The sequence below is a fragment of the Tsukamurella conjunctivitidis genome (genome assembly GCF_007858475.1).
GTDB lineage: Bacteria > Actinomycetota > Actinomycetes > Mycobacteriales > Mycobacteriaceae > Tsukamurella > Tsukamurella conjunctivitidis.
The window spans coordinates 1-533 of the sequence record NZ_VIGX01000274.1; the positions used below are offsets into that span (position 1 = coordinate 1).

The following is a 533-nucleotide window of genomic DNA, read 5'->3' on the forward strand; positions in this document are numbered from 1 at the left end:
GGGTCGCCGTGATGGAGGTGAAGATCAGCAGGGACATGCCGTTGCCGATGCCGCGCTCGGTGACGAGCTCGCCCAGCCACATGATGACCGCAGTGCCCGCCGTCATGACGATGAGCATGATGAGGAAGCCGGTGACGGAGCGGTCGGAGATGATGTCCTCGGAGCAACCGGGGAAGAGCTGGCCCGAGCGGGCCAGGGAGATCATGGTCGTGGACTGCAGGACGCCCAGGAAGATGGTGAGGTACCGGGTGTACTGGGTCAGCGTCGACTGCCCGGTCTGCCCTTCCTTGTGCAGGTCGTCGAAGCGCGGGATGACCACGCGCAGCAGCTGGATGATGATGGAGGCCGTGATGTAGGGCATGATCCCCAGCGCGAAGACCGACAGCTGCATCAGCGCTCCACCGGAGAACAGGTTCACCAGGTCCAGCAACGAGGACTGGTCCTGCTCGGCCAGACAGGTGCTGATCGCCACGGAGTCGACACCCGGGGTGGGGATGAAGGACCCCATCCGGAAGAGCCCCATGATCATGAGG

General features: G+C 64.2%; 1 protein-coding gene. It reads right to left on the bottom strand.

Annotated elements, in window-relative coordinates; translation table 11 throughout:
- The coding region (locus tag FK530_RS25370) for a preprotein translocase subunit SecY (RefSeq protein WP_438947271.1) at window positions 1–508 on the bottom strand (508 nt) is incomplete at its 3' end.
- Between the last annotated feature and the right edge of the window lie 25 nt (window positions 509–533).